At 64.8% G+C, this 15,518-nt stretch carries 13 protein-coding genes; 8 read left to right on the top strand and 5 right to left on the bottom strand.

All coding sequences use genetic code 11. From position 1 onward, the window contains the following. Window position 1: 1 nt before the first annotated feature. The 4 genes from ACTJLC_RS01100 to ACTJLC_RS01085 all read right to left on the bottom strand — a co-directional run bounded on the left by ACTJLC_RS01100 (window position 2) and on the right by ACTJLC_RS01085 (window position 4,310). Complete coding sequence (locus tag ACTJLC_RS01100) at window positions 2–1,153, bottom strand: DegT/DnrJ/EryC1/StrS family aminotransferase (protein ID WP_073426810.1); 1,152 nt, start codon at window positions 1,151–1,153, stop codon at window positions 2–4. A 224-nt stretch (window positions 1,154–1,377) separates the two neighbouring features. Further along, the gene (locus ACTJLC_RS01095; protein WP_073426809.1) at window positions 1,378–1,749 is read right to left on the bottom strand and encodes an SMR family transporter; all 372 of its coding nucleotides are present in this window, start codon (window positions 1,747–1,749) and stop codon (window positions 1,378–1,380) included. A 25-nt stretch (window positions 1,750–1,774) separates the two neighbouring features. Next, window positions 1,775–3,523 carry a glycosyltransferase family 39 protein gene (locus ACTJLC_RS01090; protein ID WP_083083590.1) on the bottom strand — a complete coding sequence of 583 codons (1,749 nt, stop codon included), beginning with the start codon at window positions 3,521–3,523 and terminating at the stop codon, window positions 1,775–1,777. Window positions 3,524–3,935: 412 nt separating this feature from the next. Then, window positions 3,936–4,310, bottom strand: coding sequence for an Mth938-like domain-containing protein (locus ACTJLC_RS01085; protein WP_083083591.1), 375 nt, complete (start codon window positions 4,308–4,310; stop codon window positions 3,936–3,938). 506 nt (window positions 4,311–4,816) lie between these two features. Between ACTJLC_RS01085 and ACTJLC_RS01080 the strand changes: the two genes are divergently transcribed. From ACTJLC_RS01080 to moaE, 6 genes are all read left to right on the top strand, one after another. Then, the gene (locus ACTJLC_RS01080) at window positions 4,817–6,064 is read left to right on the top strand and encodes a pyridoxal phosphate-dependent aminotransferase (RefSeq protein ID WP_073426806.1); all 1,248 of its coding nucleotides are present in this window, start codon (window positions 4,817–4,819) and stop codon (window positions 6,062–6,064) included. Window positions 6,065–6,138: 74 nt separating this feature from the next. After that, window positions 6,139–7,470: a homoserine dehydrogenase gene (locus ACTJLC_RS01075; RefSeq protein WP_073426805.1), complete on the top strand. Its 1,332-nt coding sequence runs from the start codon at window positions 6,139–6,141 to the stop codon at window positions 7,468–7,470. Between the two features lie 8 nt (window positions 7,471–7,478). Continuing rightward, a complete protein-coding gene (gene thrC / locus ACTJLC_RS01070; protein ID WP_440843186.1) occupies window positions 7,479–8,930 on the top strand; it encodes a threonine synthase in 1,452 nt (483 codons plus the stop codon). A 179-nt stretch (window positions 8,931–9,109) separates the two neighbouring features. Then, window positions 9,110–10,459, top strand: coding sequence for a molybdopterin molybdotransferase MoeA (locus tag ACTJLC_RS01065; RefSeq protein WP_440843185.1), 1,350 nt, complete (start codon window positions 9,110–9,112; stop codon window positions 10,457–10,459). A gap of 26 nt (window positions 10,460–10,485) precedes the next feature. Then, a complete protein-coding gene (gene moaD / locus ACTJLC_RS01060) occupies window positions 10,486–10,743 on the top strand; it encodes a molybdopterin converting factor subunit 1 (RefSeq protein ID WP_310119680.1) in 258 nt (85 codons plus the stop codon). Between the two features lie 36 nt (window positions 10,744–10,779). Next, entirely contained in the window at window positions 10,780–11,256 is a 477-nt protein-coding gene (gene moaE, locus ACTJLC_RS01055; protein WP_310119679.1) for a molybdopterin synthase catalytic subunit MoaE, read from the top strand. A gap of 18 nt (window positions 11,257–11,274) precedes the next feature. Here the strand turns inward: moaE and ACTJLC_RS01050 are convergent, their stop codons facing one another. Next, entirely contained in the window at window positions 11,275–11,838 is a 564-nt protein-coding gene (locus ACTJLC_RS01050) for a group III truncated hemoglobin (RefSeq protein ID WP_310316792.1), read from the bottom strand. Between the two features lie 302 nt (window positions 11,839–12,140). Between ACTJLC_RS01050 and ACTJLC_RS01045 the strand changes: the two genes are divergently transcribed. Further along, window positions 12,141–12,641, top strand: coding sequence for an Rrf2 family transcriptional regulator (locus ACTJLC_RS01045; protein ID WP_073426801.1), 501 nt, complete (start codon window positions 12,141–12,143; stop codon window positions 12,639–12,641). 121 nt (window positions 12,642–12,762) lie between these two features. Further along, window positions 12,763–15,360, top strand: coding sequence for an ATP-dependent chaperone ClpB (clpB, locus tag ACTJLC_RS01040; protein ID WP_073426800.1), 2,598 nt, complete (start codon window positions 12,763–12,765; stop codon window positions 15,358–15,360). The last annotated feature ends 158 nt before the right edge of the window (window positions 15,361–15,518 follow it).

Raw genomic sequence — 15,518 nt, 5'->3', positions numbered from 1 at the left:
CTTATTTTCCGTATTGTTCGCAAATTTCATTGACCGCGCGGCAGACCCGCGCCACGTCGCCTTCGTTCATCAGCGTGAAGAGCGGCAGCGTGACGTTGGTCGCGCCGAAGCGCTCCGCGTGCGGGAACATCCCTTCCTTGAAGCCGCGCGCCCGGTACAGCGAGAACAGGTGGATCGCCGGATAGTGCACGCCCGAGCCGATGCCGCGCTCCTTCAACTGTCCCATGAAACCGGCGCGGTCGATCGAGAGTTGGTCGAGCGGCAGCGTGATCTGGAACATGTGCCAGTTGCTGTTCTCGAAGTCCGCGAACGGCAGGCCGACGCCGAGCTTGACCGCCGCGCCGCCTTCGAACCCGGCGAAATACGCGCGGACGAGTTTGCGGCGCTGCGCGAGAAAGCGCTCCAGATGCGGCAACTGCCCGAGGCCGACGCGCGCGGCGACGTCGGTCAGGTTGTACTTGCCGCCCAGCACGTCGCAATCCATGCCGTCGAAGCCGGTGCGGGTGATGCCTTGCAGACGGTACTTTTGCGCGAGGACCGCTTCTTCCTCGTTGTTCAGCACGAGCGCGCCGCCTTCGATGGTGGTCAGGTTCTTGTTCGCGTGAAAGCTGAACGAGACCATGTCGCCGAGCTTGCCGATGCGCTCGCCTTTCCACGTCGAGCCGAATGCCTGGGCCGCGTCCTCGACCACGCGCAGCTTGTGGGCGCGCGCGATGCCGTAGAGGCGGTCCATGTCGACCGGCAGGCCCGACAGATACACCGGAATGATCGCCTTGGTGCGCGGCGTGATGGCCTTTTCCAGCAAATCGAGGTCGATGTTGCGCGTGATCGGATCGATGTCGGCGAACACCGGCGTCGCGCCGGTTTCGTAGATCACGTTGCTGGTCGAGACCCACGAGGCGGGCGTGGTGATGACTTCGTCGCCTTCGCCCACGCCGGCGATGCGCAGCCCGATTTCGAGCGTCGCCGTGCCCGAGTTGAACGTGCGCACCGGACGGCCGCCGCAAAATTCGGAAAGCGCCGCCTCGAACTTCTGATTCTGCGGACCGGTGGTGATCCAGCCGGAGCGGAGCACGTCGGCGACGCCCTGGATCGTTTCTTCATCGATCTCGGGTTTGACGAACGGCAGGAACGGGAGTGTTGACTGGGTCATGAATGCATGGCTCGATGAAAGGGCGCAGCCTGAAACGCGAAAAGCACGACTGCGCAAATCCAGGGTGGCGGCTAAAAAGGGCGGTAACCGCACAGCATAACGCGGTCAACCTTACATTTTTCTTGGCCGACGTGACGCCCGGCTTACGGTATTTTGTGCCACGCATTCCCGCCACGGCAGCGCCGCGAGTTCGCGGAGCCCGGCCGGGCCGCGTTGCCGGCAACCTAGCTGCGCGCCAGCACCACCACACCGATCAGAATGATGCCGATGCCCACCAGCTTTTGCACCGACATCACCTCGCCGAACAGATACCACGCCGCGAACGCGTTGACGACGTAGCCGAGCGACAGCATCGGATAGGCGATCGACACGTCCACCCGCGACAGTCCCACCACCCAGACGACCACGCTGATCACATAGCAGGCGAGCCCGCCGATGATCGGCGGCTGGGTCGCGAGACGAAAGGCGATGGGCAGGATGTTCGCACGGCTGAATTCGAAGTGTCCAACGGCATTGGTTCCGGCTTTGAGCAGCAATTGCGCGCCGGCGTTCAACGTCACGCCGGCAAGGATGCAAAAGAGGGAAATCGGGTTCATCGAACGGTCTGATCCTGATATGGGGTCATTGTTGCGGTTTTTCCACCGGCGCCGCGGCATTCGGCGCCGGGGTGGGCGCCGCTCCAGCGGACGCCGCCGGCGGCTTCGCCACCACCACCCGGCGCGAATCGCGGGCGATCACCTGCATCGGCAGGCCTTGCTTCAGAAGCCGGTCGTAGATCGGCGGCGGGATCAGCGCGAGCGCGTAGCGCTCGGCCTTCCAGCGCTCGATCCAGGCGTCGATCGACGGCAGCCACTTGTGCGGCTCGACGGATATCCCGAACGCCAGTTCGTCGGGATGCTCGACCATGATCGTGGTGTGCCCGATGTAGAACGGCAACGTGTGATCGAGCACGCCGACCGAATAGAACGGCGTATCCGCCGGCAACTTCGCCATCTCGGCCTTGATCGCGGGCGCGAGCTGCGCGCCGGAACTCAGCCGGCCGAACACGTCGTGACCGGTGCCGGCGATCGTGCCGAGCAACAGCCACGCCGTGGCGAAGGTCACGATCGTGCCAAGGCTGCCGGCCCGGCTGCGGCGGTTCAGCCACAGCGCGGCGAGCGTCAACACGAACGCGACGGCGAGCGCCGCCAGCACCCAGCCGCGGTATTCGGCGTACAGCTCGGCCGGATTGCGCTCGCTGCCGAAGCGCGACAAAAACAGCGCGGCAAACGCGGCCGCCACAAGAAAGAGCGCATAGCCGGCCAGATGGCGGCGCAACTGGTCACGCGTGACGAGCGGCAGATACATGCCGATCACCAGCGCGATCGGCGGGGCGATCGGCAGCGTGTAGGACAGCAGTTTGGAATGCGACGCGCTGAAGAACAGGAAGATGAACGCTGTCCACACCAGCATCATCGTCACCGGGGCGAAGCCGTTCGGCTGGCGCGGCAGGCGCCATGCGTGGCGCACGCTCTGCACCGTGATCGAAAGCCACGGCAGAAAGCCCACCAGCAGCACCGGCACGAAGTAGTAGAAGGCTCCGGGGCGGTTCTGTTCGGGCGTCAGGTAGCGCCTGAACTGCTGAACGATGAAAAAGAAGTTGAGGAATTCCGGATTGCGCTGCTGCACCAGCACGAACCACGGCGCGACGATCGCGAAGAACACGATCAGGCCGCCGATCAGGTGCAGGCGCTTCCACATCGCCCAGTCGCGGGCGATCAGCGTATACAGCACGAGCACCGCGCCCGGCAGGATCACGCCGACAAGACCCTTGGAGAGCACGGCGAGCGCCATCGCGCCCCAGCAGACCCACATCCATGCCCGCGTGTGCGCGGTCGGCAGATTGGGGCGCTGCGCGAGCAGCAGCGCGCACAGCGTCAGCTCCATCCAGAACGACAGGCCCATGTCGAGCGTGTTGAAGTGGCCCATCAGGTTCCAGTACGGCGAAGTCGCCAGCACGATCGCCGCGAACACGCCGGTCGCCGCGTTGAACACCCGCGCGCCGGTGAAGCCGATCAGCAGCACGCCGGCGAAGCCGGTCAGCGCGGTATAGAGCCGCGCCTGCCATTCGCCGACGCCGAACCACGCGAACGTGAGCGCGTTCATCCAGGTTTGCAGCGGCGGCTTCTCGAAGTATTTGTAGCCGTTGTAGCGCGGCGTGATCCAGTCGCCGGTGACGAACATCTCGCGCGCCATTTCGGCGTAGCGGCCTTCGTCGCTCGGCAGCAGATGGCGCCAGCCGAGCGGCACGAACCAGATCACGGCGAGGGTCAGCACCAGCAGCAGGATCGTGGTGCGATTGAGCGCTAGCCTCGACGGCGTATCGTTCATGGATTCTCAACCTTTTTGGCGACGCCGCATGCGCGGCGACGCGATGTTGTTTGGAAATGGCGATCGGCGATGCCGGGGCCGACTGTCCGCGAGACGGCTGCGGGAGCGGCTGCATGACCGGCTGCATGAAGCGCCGCGGGCCGCCTGGGCGGCTCGCCGGCTACCGGCGAAGCGCCGGGTTCCCGCGGCGGTCGGCGCATCATCGGCTGTGCCAGTGCAAGGCGCTCACGCGGGCCAGGGCCCTGTTCTGGGCGCCGGTACGCCACCGATGGCGCAGCAGTGTACGTTATCGGCCGTGACGCGGCCAGGGCGACGAGGCCGTTCGGCCGCCCGGAACGCGTTGGATATCGCGCATGGCGGCGCGTGCCGGCATCACGATGCCACGAACGACGAGGCGCTGACGCAGGCGTCGCTAAGCTTCGATCAGCAACGCCGCCGCGACTTTGCGGCCTTCGGCCATCAGGATGTTGTAGGTGCGGCAGGCGGCCTTGAAGTCCATCGTTTCCACGCCGATGCGTTTGGCGGTCAGCGCGGCGGTCAGGCGCGGATGCGGGAAGCGCAGCCGCTCGCCGCTGCCGAACACCACCACTTCGGGCGCGGAATCCACCAGCATGGCGAAGTGCTCGGCGCTCAACTGGTCGAACGAGGACACGGGCCAGGGGATGACAGGCGCCTCCGGCAGCACGAGAAGGCTGCCCGAATGGCGCACCAGATTGATTTCGACATAGTCGGCGCCGTAACCGGTGACGGTGTTGAGGGCGCCGCTTGCGTCCTGATGTAATTTCAAATCGGTTTTCCGAAGTCGTCGTGAGACATCATGCGTGTTAGCGGCCTGACCGGACGCAGCCGGGCGAGGGCGAGTCGACGCGAATGGAAGATGCGAACGTGACAGAAGCGGCCGAAAAGCCTTGCCGTTGCGCCTGGCGCATTGCGGAAGTCGGCCCAAATCCGCTAAATTATAACTTTTTAGCCGCCTGGCGGCGCCCCCGCTCAAGTGCCGTCTCAGGCGCCGTCACAAGCTGCGCTGAGCACACGGGCGCGGCCAACCGGCTACCTGCCTCGGTTTTTGCTCCGCTGTTCGTCCGTATTTCGTCGGGTTCTCGTCTGTTTGCCGGTGTTTTGCCGGCGCATCGGCGCAATCCCCGCGGGCGCCACCCGGTCGAAAAGGCGGCCGATCCGCGTCTGACGGTCGTCGTCGGGCGCGCCGCGCCCGACGTCCCATATCGGCGAACTTGCCCGGCCCGGCGTCGCCGCCTCCGCTTGTTCGCCCCCAGGCTCATTAACCAGGATGAAGTGCCCGCCGTGAAACCGATTCTCAAATCCAACAAGTTGTTGAATGTCTGCTACGACATTCGCGGGCCCGTCCTCGAACATGCGAAGCGGCTCGAAGAAGAGGGCCACCGCATCATCAAGCTGAACATCGGCAATCTCGCGCCGTTCGGCTTCGAGGCGCCCGATGAAATCATTCAGGACATGATCCTGAACCTGCCGGGCTCGTCCGGGTATTCGGACTCCAAGGGTGTGTTCGCCGCGCGCAAGGCGATCATGCATTACACGCAGCAAAAGGGCGTGCACGGCGTCGAGCTGGACGACATCTACATCGGCAATGGCGCCTCCGAACTGATCGTGATGGCGCTGCAGGGGCTGCTGAACGACGGCGACGAAGTGCTGCTGCCCGCGCCCGACTATCCGCTGTGGACCGCCGGCGTGAGCCTGTCGGGCGGCACGCCGGTGCATTACATCTGCGACGAGTCGAACGGCTGGATGCCCGACCTCGACGACATCCGCGCGAAGATTACGCCGAACACGCGCGCGCTCGTCGTCATCAACCCGAACAACCCCACCGGCGCGCTGTATTCGGACGAACTGCTGCTCGGCCTGATCGAGATCGCCCGCCAGCACGGCCTCGTCATCTTCGCCGACGAGGTCTACGACAAGATCGTCTACGACGGCAAGGTGCATACGTCGGTCGCGGCGCTTTCCGAAGACGTGCTCACCGTCACGTTCAACAGCCTCTCGAAGAGCTACCGCTCCTGCGGCTACCGCGCCGGCTGGATGTTCATCTCGGGCCTGACCGGCGAGAACCGCCGCCACGCGAAAGACTACTTCGAAGGGCTCGGCATTCTCGCGTCCATGCGCCTGTGCCCGAACGTGCCCGGCCAGTACGCGATCCAGACCGCGCTCGGCGGCTATCAGAGCATCAACGACCTGATCGTGCCGAGCGGGCGCCTGTACAAACAGCGCCAACTCGCGTATGACATGTTGACGGCGATTCCCGGCGTGAGCTGCGTGAAGCCCGAAGCGGCGCTGTACATGTTCCCGCGCCTCGACCCGAAGATCTATCCGATCCAGGACGACCAGCAGTTCATCCTCGATCTTCTGCTGGAAGAGCGCGTGCTGCTCGTGCAGGGCACCGGCTTCAACTGGAAAACGCCGGATCACTTCCGCGTCGTGTTCCTGCCGAACGTCGACGATCTCGCGGACTCGATCAACCGGATCGCGCGCTTTCTCGACGGTTACCGCAAACGTCACACGGCCTAGCGCACAATAACGCGCATGGCGCGCCGCGCCGGCACCCGTTTCCTTTTAATCACCTACTCGAAAACACACGCTGCATGGAACCGATCAAAGTTGGACTGCTGGGCTTCGGCACGGTAGGCAGCGGCACCTTCACGGTACTGCGCCGCAATCAGGAAGAAATCAAACGCCGCGCGGGCCGCGGCATCGAGATCGCGCGCATTGCCGTGCGCAATCCCGCCAAGGCGAGCGCGGCGCTCGGCGGCGCGGCCGGCACGGTGGCGTTGACCGACGACTTCAACGCGGTGGTGGACGATCCCTCGATCGCCATCGTGGCGGAAATGATCGGCGGCACGGGCGTCGCGCGCGACCTCGTGCTGCGCGCGATCAACAACGGCAAGCACGTGGTCACGGCCAACAAGGCGCTGCTCGCGGTGCACGGCACGGAGATTTTCGAGGCGGCGCGCGCCAACGGCGTGATGGTGGCGTTCGAGGCGGCGGTGGCGGGCGGCATTCCGATCATCAAGGCGCTGCGCGAAGGGCTCACGGCCAATCGCATCCAGTACATCGCGGGCATCATCAACGGTACGACGAATTACATCCTCTCGGAAATGCGCGACCGCGGCCTCGACTTCGCGACCGCGCTGAAGGCCGCGCAGGAACTGGGCTATGCCGAAGCCGATCCGACCTTCGACATCGAAGGCGTGGACGCCGCGCACAAGGCGACGATCATGAGCGCGATCGCGTTCGGCGTGCCCGTGCAGTTCGACAAGGCTTATGTGGAAGGCATCAGCAAGCTCGCCGCAATTGACATCAAATACGCCGAGGAACTCGGCTACCGCATCAAGCTGCTCGGCATCGCGCGCCGCACGGATAAAGGCATCGAATTGCGCGTGCATCCCACGCTGATTCCCGAGAAGCGTCTGCTGGCGAATGTGGAAGGCGCGATGAACGCGGTCGTCGTGCATGGCGACGCGGTCGGCGCGACGCTCTATTACGGCAAGGGCGCGGGCGCGGAGCCGACGGCGTCCGCGGTGGTTGCCGATCTGGTCGACGTGACGCGCCTGCACACGGCGGACCCCGAGCATCGCGTGCCGCATCTGGCGTTCCAGCCGGACAGCCTGTCGAGCACCCCGATCCTGCCGATCGACGAAGTGACGAGCGGCTACTACCTGCGCCTGCGGGTCGCGGACGTGACCGGCGTGCTGGCCGACATCACGCGCATTCTGGCCGACACGGGCATTTCGATCGACGCGCTGCTGCAGAAGGAATCGGAGCAGGTCGACGCGAACGGCAAGGGCGAAACCGACATCATCCTGATCACGCACGAGACGGTCGAAAAGAACGTCAACGCCGCGATCAAGACCATCGAAGCGTTGAAGACCGTCGTCTCCCAAGTCACGAAGCTGCGCATGGAAGCGCTGAACTAGGCCGAACTATGAACTACCTCTCTACGCGCGGCGTCGGAGCCGGCGAGCGCCATACCTTTTCCGACATCCTGCTGGGCGGTCTCGCGAAAGACGGCGGCCTGTACCTGCCCGCCGAATACCCGCGCGTGACCGGCGACGAACTCACGCGCTGGCGTACGCTGCCGTATGCCGATCTCGCGTTCGAGATCCTGTCGAAATTCAGCGACGACATTCCCGCCGAAGACCTGCGCGCGCTCACGCGCAAGACGTACACGGGCGAAACGTACTGCCACGTGCGCGACGACGAAAGCGCCGCGCAGATCACGCCGTTGAAGACGCTCGGCGTCGAGAACGGTGCGCCGCTGTCGCTGCTGGAACTGTCGAACGGTCCGACGCTCGCGTTCAAGGACATGGCGATGCAGTTGATCGGCAACCTGTTCGAGTACGCGTTGGCGAAGCACGGCGAGACGCTGAACATTCTCGGCGCGACCTCGGGCGACACCGGCAGCGCCGCTGAATACGCGATGCGCGGCAAGCAGGGCATTCGCGTGTTCATGCTGTCGCCGCATAAGAAAATGAGCGCGTTCCAGACCGCGCAGATGTACAGCCTGCAAGACCCGAACATCTTCAACCTCGCGGTCGAAGGCGTGTTCGACGATTGCCAGGACATCGTGAAAGCGGTCTCGAACGATCATGCGTTCAAGGCGAAGCACAAGATCGGCACGGTCAACTCGATCAACTGGGCGCGCGTCGTCGCGCAAGTCGTGTACTACTTCAAGGGCTACTTTGCCGCGACGAAGTCGAACGACGAACGCGTGTCGTTCACGGTGCCGTCGGGTAATTTCGGCAACGTCTGCGCGGGTCACATCGCGCGCATGATGGGTTTGCCGATCGAAAAGCTGGTGGTCGCCACGAACGAAAACGACGTGCTCGATGAATTCTTCCGCACCGGCATCTACCGCGTGCGCAAGGCGGTGGAGACGTATCACACCAGCAGCCCGAGCATGGATATTTCGAAGGCGTCGAACTTCGAGCGCTTCGTCTTCGATCTGCTGGGCCGCGATCCGGCGCGCGTGCTGCAACTGTTCCGCGACGTCGAGGAGAAGGGTGGTTTCGACCTCGCGGCGAGCGGCGACTTCGCGCGCGTGAAGGAATTCGGTTTCGTGTCGGGCCGCAGCAGCCACGACGATCGCGTGGAAGCGATCCGCGACGTGTTCGAGCGTTACGACACGATGATCGACACGCATACGGCCGACGGCCTGAAGGTGGCGCGCGAGCATTTGCAGCCCGGCATTCCGATGATCGTGCTGGAAACCGCGCAGCCGATCAAGTTCGGCGAGACGATCCGCGAAGCGCTGCTGCGCGAGCCGGAGCGTCCGGCCGCGTTCTCGGGCCTGGAGGCGCTGCCGCAGCGTTTCGAGGTGCTGCCGGCGGACGCGCAGCGCGTGAAGGACTACATCGTGGCGAACACGGGCGAGTAAGCACGGGCGAGCGTGAGCTTCGCGGCTCACGCAGCTTCGTCCGATGCTGGCACGGCGCTCGTCGCGAATCGTCGCGGCGGACGCCGACCACCGAACAACCCCGCCATCGCGCCAAGGCGCCCATGCCGCCGCCATCGACCGCTACAATATTCTTTTCACCCGCGGCTTCGAAACCACCGATGTCCACCACCACGCCCCGCGCGCCGATGCTCGCCACCGCCGAAGCGTTGGCGACCTTGCTTGGCGCCGCCAGCCCGATCGCGGGCACCGAGACGATCCCCACGCTCGAAGCGCTCAACCGCGTGCTGTCCGCCGACGTCACCTCGCCGCTGGACGTGCCGCCGATGAACACCAGCGCAATGGACGGCTACGCGGTCCATGCCGCGGATCTGACGGCGCACGGCAACCGCCGCTTGCCGGTGTCCCAACGCATCCCGGCCGGGCACGCGCCACAGCCGTTAAAACCGGGCACGGCGGCGCGCATCTTCACGGGCGCAACGGTGCCGCCGGGCGCCGACGCCATCGTGATGCAGGAACAGGCTGAAGCCGCCGGCGAGGAAGTCACGCTCCTGCACAGCCCCCAACCCGGCGAATGGATCACGGCTCAAGGCGCGGACATCCGCAGCGGTTCCATCATTCTCCCGGCAGGCACGCGGCTCACGCCGCAGGCCTTGGGGCTCGCGGCGTCGGTAGGCTGCGCCGAACTCCAGGTGCGCCGCCGCGTGAAGGTCGCTGTTTTTTTCACCGGCGACGAGCTCACCATGCCGGGCGAGCCGCTCAAGCCGGGCGCGATCTACAACTCGAATCGCTTCACGCTGCGCGCGTTGCTGGAAAAGCTAGGCTGTGAAGTGACCGACTACGGCATCGTCGCCGATCGGCTCGACGCCACGCGGGCCACGCTGCGCGAAGCCGCTCAGGCGCACGACCTCATTCTGACCTGCGGCGGCGTGTCGGTCGGCGAGGAAGATCACGTGAAGCCGGCTGTCGAGGCGGAAGGGCGCCTTGCGATGTGGCAGATCGCGATGAAGCCGGGCAAGCCGCTCGCGTTCGGCGCGGTGCGCCGGGTGGCGGGACCGGCGCCGGAGAATGCGGGCGGGTTGGCTCGGACTCAGGCTTCGGCTTCGGTTTCGGTTTCGGTTTCGGTTTCGGTTTCGGCTTCGGCGCAAACGCCGGCATCGGCTTCAGCGGAAACCTTTTTCATCGGCTTGCCCGGCAACCCGGTCTCCAGCTTCGTCACGTTCCTGCTGTTCGTGCGGCCGTTCATCCTGCGTCTGGCCGGCGTGCAGACGGTCGCGCCACGAGCGCTGACATTGCGCGCCGATTTCACGCAGAGCAAGGCCGACCGCCGCAACGAGTTCCTGCGGGCCCGCATCAATCAGGCCGGCGGCCTCGATCTGTTTCCGAATCAAAGCTCGGCCGTGCTGACTTCGACCGTCTGGGGCGACGGCCTGATCGACAATCCGCCGAACCACGCGATCAGCGCCGGCGAGACCGTGCGCTTCATCCCCTTTTCCGAATTGCTGAACTGAGGCCGGCAAAAAGCCGGCGGTATCCGATGAAGATTCAACTCCGCTATTTTGCGAGCGTGCGCGAAGCGCTCGACACGGCCGACGAAACGGTCGATGTGCCCGACGGCATCGCGACCGTAGGCGACGTGCGCGCGTGGTTGCGCGTGCGCGGCGGCATCTGGGCCGACACGCTCGCCGAAGGCCGCGCGCTGCGAATGGCCTGCAACCACGTGATGACCGGCGCCGCCACGCGTATCACCGAGGGCTGCGAAGTCGCGTTCTTTCCGCCCGTCACCGGCGGCTGACGCGCCGGAACGCCGCTCACCGCATAGGAGCCAGAGATGCCCGTTCGAGTCCAGACGGAAGATTTCGACCTCAGCGCCGAGGTCGCCGCGTTGCGCGCGCGCAATCCGAAGGTCGGCGCGGTCGCGTGTTTCGTCGGCACGGTGCGCGATCTGAACGACGGCAGCGCGGTCGAAACGATGGAACTGGAGCATTACCCCGGCATGACGGAGAAGTCGCTGGAAGCGATCGTCGTGAGCGCGCGCGAGCGTTGGCCGGGTATCGAGGTGCTGATCGTGCATCGCGTCGGCAAGCTTTATCCGCTCGACCAGATCGTGCTGGTGGCGACCACCGCCGCGCATCGTGGGGACGCCTTCGCGTCGTGCGAATTCGTGATGGACTATCTGAAGACCCAGGCGCCGTTCTGGAAGAAAGAGAAGACCGAGGCCGGCGAACGCTGGGTCGACGCCCGCGTGGCCGACGACGCCGCGCTGGCCCGCTGGGGCATCGAATCGGGCAATCAGGCCGAGGATTGAACCCTTAGCCCGCGCGCGTCATTCGTCGCGCCCCTCGTCGGGCCCCTCGTCGCGCCCCCGGCCGATGATCCGCGTGGGAAATGGCTCGCCGCGCGGGCGGGCGGCGTGCTCGTCGCCATCGTCGCGAGGACGCTTTGGCGCCACCCGCTCCAGCAACGCCTGCTGTTCCGCCGGAATCTGGTAGTCCCAGCCGAAGCGGCTCAGTTGCAGGCTCTGCGCAATCCGCAGCGCCGGTTCCATGAAGCGGACCGCCGCGGCCGGCTGGTAGCGCGACTCGACCGTATCCAGAAACAGATACAGCCAGCGGCTGAAGTGCTGGGGCTCGACGCCCTCGAGCGGCTGATGCGCCTGCTGCACGTTGCCGCGGTACTGCTTCGCGCCCAGCACGAGGCTCGCCCAGAACGTGCACATTTTCGGCAGATGGTCGTCCCAGCGGCCCGCCAGCGTCGCTTCGAACACCGGACCCAGCAGCGGATCGGCGCGCACGCGGTCGTAAAAGCCGTAGACGAGTTCGCCAATATTCGCGTCAGTGGGTTCGGCGGCGCGCTCGACAACCGGCGCGGCGGGGAAGGACGGGTTCATGCTGGTTTCCAGAAAATGCGGTGCTTCGTCGCGGCCCGCCATACGCGCCGTCGAATGGCGGAGAATCGCTCGCGGCGTAGTCAGACGAAACAAAGTAAATCGGCAATTTCCGCTTATCGGGCGAACGGCTTATGCGGAAAACGCTACCATTACTGCCGAACGACAAACTCCGCGCAGTCAGCGCAGAATAACAAACTATGCGTAGCGCCTGCATGTTATGACCAGGCGACGGCACCGGCAACCCTTGCATCCACGCGGTTATCCCCGGATCGCGGCTTGCGCTCACCGCGGCACCTGCACTTATGAGACTCACCGACTATACGGATTACTCCCTGCGCGTCCTGCTGTATCTCGCCGTCCGTCGCGAGGGACTATCGACGATTCAGGACATTTCGAATGCGTACGGAATCTCCAAGAACCATTTGATGAAGGTCGTGCAGCAACTCGGCGAACTCGGCTGGGTCGAGACCGTGCGCGGACGCAACGGCGGCCTGCGGCTCGCCGAGCGCTCCATCGGGCTGAGCGTGGGCGAGGTCGTGCGCGCCACCGAAAGCGACTTCGCGCTGGTCGGCTGCCTGCCGGATCAGCACGGCGAGCGCCGCGACTGTGTCATTACAGCGCAGTGCCGGCTGCGAGGCGCGCTCGAAGCGGCGCGCAACGCCTTCCTCGCGGAACTCGACCGCCATACCATCGGCGACATGGCGCAGCCGCACGGCGCGCTCGCCGCGCTGCTCGGCCTGAGCAACATCATTCCGATCGTGCCCGCCGCGCCGACGGAAGAGAGCCCCACGCCGCTGACGTGAAGCCGGCGGGGCGATTTTCCGTCGCATCGAGCGTTAAATAGTTGCCGCTGAATGCAGAAACCCGCTTGAAACCTGCCTAAAACGCCTCATTTTGGTGGTAATCGAAATTGGAGGTCTCTTGATGAGAATCGACAAACTCACCACTAAATTCCAGGAAGCGCTGGCGGATGCGCAGAGCCTGGCCGTCGGCCACGACAATCAATACATCGAACCGGTTCACGTTCTGGCGGCGCTCGTCGCGCAGCAGGACGGCTCGGCGCGCTCGCTGCTCTCGCGCGCCGGCGTGCACGTACAGGCGCTGCAAACGGCGCTCGCCGATGCCATCACGCGGCTGCCGCAAGTGCAGGGCACCGACGGCAACGTGCAGATCGGCCGCGAACTCACCGGGCTGCTGAACCAGGCCGACAAGGAAGCGCAAAAGCTCAACGACACGTTCATCGCGAGCGAGATGTTCCTGCTCGCGATCGCCGACGACAAGGGCGAGGCCGGCCGCCTCGCGCGTCAGCACGGCTTGTCGCGCAAGTCGCTGGAAAGCGCGATCGCCGCGGTGCGCGGCGGCTCGCAAGTGCACAGCCAGGACGCCGAAAGCCAGCGCGAAGCGCTGAAGAAATACACCATCGACCTGACCGAGCGCGCGCGGGCCGGCAAGCTCGATCCGGTGATCGGCCGCGACGATGAAATTCGTCGTTCGATCCAGATCCTGCAGCGCCGCACCAAGAACAATCCGGTGCTGATCGGCGAGCCGGGCGTGGGCAAGACCGCGATCGTCGAAGGTCTCGCGCAGCGTATCGTCAACGGCGAAGTGCCCGAGACGCTCAAGGGCAAGCGCGTGCTGTCGCTCGATATGGCCGCGTTGCTGGCGGGCGCCAAATATCGCGGCGAGTTCGAGGAGCGGCTGAAGGCCGTGCTGAACGACATCGCGAAAGACGAAGGGCAGACCATCGTCTTCATCGACGAAATCCACACGATGGTCGGCGCGGGCAAGGCCGAGGGCGCGATGGACGCGGGCAACATGCTCAAGCCGGCGCTCTCGCGCGGCGAACTGCATTGCGTGGGCGCCACCACGCTCGACGAGTATCGCAAGTACATCGAGAAGGACGCCGCGCTGGAGCGCCGCTTCCAGAAGGTGCTCGTCGACGAGCCGACGGTGGAAGCCACCATCGCGATCCTGCGCGGTTTGCAGGAGAAGTACGAGCTGCATCACGGCGTCGATATCACCGATCCGGCGATCGTCGCGGCGGCCGAACTGTCGCATCGCTACATCACGGACCGTTTCCTGCCCGACAAGGCGATCGATCTGATCGACGAAGCCGCGTCGAAGATCAAGATGGAAATCGACTCGAAGCCGGAAGAGATGGACCGGCTCGACCGTCGCTTGATCCAGTTGAAGATCGAACGCGAAGCCGTCAAGAAGGAAAAGGACGAAGCGTCGCAAAAGCGTCTGCAACTGATCGAGGAAGAAATCGAGCGGCTCGATCGCGAATATTCCGATCTCGAGGAAATCTGGACGGCGGAAAAGGCCGCGGTGCAGGGCAGCGCGCAACTGAAGGAAGAGATCGACCGCACGCGTGCGGAAATCACGCGCCTGCAACGTGAAGGCAAGCTGGAGAAGGTCGCTGAATTGCAGTACGGCAAGCTGCCGGGTCTCGAGGCGCAATTGAAGGAAGTGACCCAGGCCGAAGCGAAGGAGCAGAACAACCCGACCCGTCCGCGGTTGTTGCGCACGCAGGTCGGCGCGGAGGAAATCGCCGAAGTCGTGTCGCGCTCAACCGGCATTCCGGTGTCGCGCATGATGCAGGGTGAGCGCGAAAAGCTGCTGCAGATCGAGGAAAAACTGCACGACCGCGTGGTCGGTCAGGATGAGGCGATCAGCGCGGTGGCCGATGCGATCCGCCGCTCGCGCGCGGGTCTCGCGGACCCGAACCGGCCGTATGGTTCATTCCTGTTCCTCGGGCCGACCGGTGTGGGCAAGACCGAGCTGTGCAAGGCGCTGGCGGCGTTCCTGTTCGATTCGGAAGATCATCTGATCCGCATCGACATGAGCGAGTTCATGGAGAAGCACAGTGTCGCTCGCCTGATCGGCGCGCCGCCGGGCTACGTCGGCTACGAGGAGGGCGGTTATCTGACCGAAGCGGTGCGCCGCAAGCCGTACAGCGTGATCCTGCTCGACGAGATCGAGAAGGCGCATCCCGACGTGTTCAACGTGCTGCTGCAAGTGCTCGACGACGGCCGCATGACCGACGGCCAGGGCCGCACCGTGGACTTCAAGAACACGGTGATCGTGATGACCTCGAACCTCGGTTCGCAGGTGATCCAGTCGATGGTCGGCGAATCGCAGGAAGCGGTGAAGGACGCGGTCTGGGAAGAAGTGAAGCTGCACTTCCGGCCCGAGTTCCTGAACCGGATCGACGACGTCGTGGTGTTCCATGCGCTCGACCGCTCGAACATCCAGTCGATCGCGCGGATTCAACTGCAGCGTCTGCATGAACGGCTTGCCAAGCTCGACATGCAACTGGTGGTGTCGGACGCGGCGCTCGAACACGTCGGCAAGGTCGGCTACGATCCGCTGTTCGGTGCGCGGCCGTTGAAGCGCGCGATCCAGCAGGAGATCGAGAACCCGGTCGCGAAGCTGATTCTCGCCGGCAAGTTCGGTCCGAAGGACGTGATTCCGGTCGAACTGGAAAACGGCGAGCTGGTGTTCGAACGCGTCGTGCATTGAGCGACGCGAGTGCGCGGGGGAACGGCTGCGAAACGGCGGCAAATCGGCGCCGATTCGAGCCGTTTCCAGCCGGCGCGACATTAAAAAAAACGGCAACGAAGGTGACTTCGTTGCCGTTTTTTTATATTTGCCACGCGTTTGCTGCTCAGACAGCGCGA

Origin of the sequence: Paraburkholderia sp. 22099 (assembly GCF_052045835.1) — a bacterium.
In the GTDB taxonomy this organism is placed as follows: Bacteria; Pseudomonadota; Gammaproteobacteria; order Burkholderiales; family Burkholderiaceae; genus Paraburkholderia; species Paraburkholderia terricola.
Note: the sequence above shows the minus strand (reverse complement) of the source record. Positions and strands in the feature narration are given on the sequence as shown.

Excerpts from the sequence above, each read along its gene's own strand:
- ACTJLC_RS01100 (WP_073426810.1), bottom strand. The coding sequence starts at position 1,153 with ATGACCCAGTCAACACTCCCGTTCCTGCCGTTCGTCAAACCCGAGATC.
- ACTJLC_RS01095 (WP_073426809.1), bottom strand. The coding sequence starts at position 1,749 with ATGAACCCGATTTCCCTCTTTTGCATCCTTGCCGGCGTGACGTTGAAC.
- ACTJLC_RS01090 (WP_083083590.1), bottom strand. The coding sequence starts at position 3,523 with ATGAACGATACGCCGTCGAGGCTAGCGCTCAATCGCACCACGATCCTG.
- ACTJLC_RS01075 (WP_073426805.1), top strand. The coding sequence starts at position 6,139 with ATGGAACCGATCAAAGTTGGACTGCTGGGCTTCGGCACGGTAGGCAGC.
- thrC (WP_440843186.1), top strand. The coding sequence starts at position 7,479 with ATGAACTACCTCTCTACGCGCGGCGTCGGAGCCGGCGAGCGCCATACC.
- ACTJLC_RS01065 (WP_440843185.1), top strand. The coding sequence starts at position 9,110 with ATGTCCACCACCACGCCCCGCGCGCCGATGCTCGCCACCGCCGAAGCG.
- moaD (WP_310119680.1), top strand. The coding sequence starts at position 10,486 with ATGAAGATTCAACTCCGCTATTTTGCGAGCGTGCGCGAAGCGCTCGAC.
- moaE (WP_310119679.1), top strand. The coding sequence starts at position 10,780 with ATGCCCGTTCGAGTCCAGACGGAAGATTTCGACCTCAGCGCCGAGGTC.
- ACTJLC_RS01050 (WP_310316792.1), bottom strand. The coding sequence starts at position 11,838 with ATGAACCCGTCCTTCCCCGCCGCGCCGGTTGTCGAGCGCGCCGCCGAA.
- ACTJLC_RS01045 (WP_073426801.1), top strand. The coding sequence starts at position 12,141 with ATGAGACTCACCGACTATACGGATTACTCCCTGCGCGTCCTGCTGTAT.
- clpB (WP_073426800.1), top strand. The coding sequence starts at position 12,763 with ATGAGAATCGACAAACTCACCACTAAATTCCAGGAAGCGCTGGCGGAT.